At 64.5% G+C, this 1,746-nt stretch carries 1 protein-coding gene; it reads right to left on the bottom strand.

The genetic code is table 11. The annotated features are described in order from the left end of the window. A partial coding sequence (rpoB, locus tag ACWDU1_RS32130; RefSeq protein ID WP_450004180.1) for a DNA-directed RNA polymerase subunit beta occupies positions 1 to 1,746 on the bottom strand: 1,746 nt, incomplete at both ends.

Genomic DNA, 1,746 nt, shown 5'->3' with positions numbered 1-1,746 from the left:
CCTCGGCACCCAGCTTCGTATCGCGGGCGTCGATCTCGTGCTCCTCGATATGGATCGAGGTCAGAACGTCGTCCTCCACCAGACGCTGGGACAGGATGATCGCGTCCTCGTAGTTGTGGCCTTCCCACGGCATGATCGCCACGAGCAGGTTCTTACCGAGAGCCATCTCACCGTTCTCGGTGCAGGGGCCATCGGCCAGGACCTGGCCACGCTCGACCCGCTGACCCTCGTCCACGATCGGACGCTGATTGGCACACGTGCCCTGGTTCGAACGCGCGAACTTCCGCATCCGATACGACTTACGGGTGCCGTCATCGGCCATCACCGTCACATAATCGGCGGAGACCTCCTCCACCACACCGGCCTTGTCGTTGACCACGACATCACCGGCATCCACCGCAGCACGCAACTCCATACCGGTACCCACCACAGGCGACTCGGAACGGATCAACGGCACGGCCTGACGCTGCATGTTCGCACCCATCAGGGCACGGTTGGCGTCATCGTGCTCGAGGAACGGAATCATCGCCGTCGCCACCGACACCATCTGGCGCGGCGACACATCCACGTAATCGACGCGGCCACTGTCGATGATCTCCACTTCGGAATTCCTCCGCCGCACCGCGATCCGGGACGCGACGAACCGGCCCGCCGCGTCGAGCGGTTCGTTCGCCTGGGCGACGATATGACGGTCCTCCTCGTCCGCCGTCAGATAGTCGACCTCATCGGAGACGACCCCGTCGATCACCCGCCGGTAGGGCGTCTCGATGAACCCGAACGGATTCACCCGCGCGTACACCGAGAGGTAGCCCATCAGACCGATATTGGGCCCCTCGGGCGTTTCGATCGGGCACATCCGGCCGTAGTGGCTGTAGTGCACATCCCGGACCTCGAGTCCGGCGCGCTCCCGCGACAGGCCGCCGGGGCCCAGCGCCGAGAGGCGGCGTTTGTTGGTGAGGCTCGCGAGCGGGTTGCGTTCGTCCATGAACTGCGAGAACTGCGAGGTCCCGAAGAACTCCTTGAGCGCGGCCACCACCGGGCGGATATTCATCAGCGACTGCGGTGTTATCGCTTCGATGTCCTGCGTGGTCATCCGCTCCCGGACCACCCGTTCCATCCGGGACAGGCCGACCCGGAACTGGTTCTGGATCAGTTCACCCACCGTCCGCACCCGGCGGTTACCGAAATGGTCGATGTCATCGACCTCGACCGGGACCTCGAAACCGCCGGGAGCGGTCATGGTTCGTTCACCGGCGTGCAATCGCAGCAGATAGTCGATGATCGCGGCGATATCCGCACCGGTGAGAACACGCGGACCCGCCGCCTCGCCACGGCCGGCACCGAGTTTCCGATCGATTCGATATCGCCCGACCCGGGCGAGGTCGTAACGCTTCTCGTTGAAGAAGAGGTTCTCCAGCAGGTTCTGCGCGGATTCCTTGGTGGGCGGCTCACCGGGGCGTAGCTTGCGATGGATATCGAGCAGCGCCTCGTCCACACCGGCGATATTGTCCTTCTCCAGCGAGGTCATCATCACCCCGGAGTAACCGAAACGCTCGGTGATCTCCTCCCCCGTCCAGCCCAGGGCCTTGAGCAGCACGGTGACCGGCTGCCGCCGCTTACGGTCGATACGCACACCGACGGTGTCGCGCTTGTCGACATCGAACTCCAGCCACGCCAACCGGACCCGCACGGTATGCGCGTGCTGTTCCAGACCGGCCACCGTGACCGGCCAGACATTGCGCGGGC

It is taken from the genome of Nocardia sp. NPDC003345 (genome assembly GCF_053589395.1).
The sequence above is the reverse complement of the archived record's forward strand: the minus strand, read 5'-3'. Positions and strand labels throughout refer to the sequence as shown.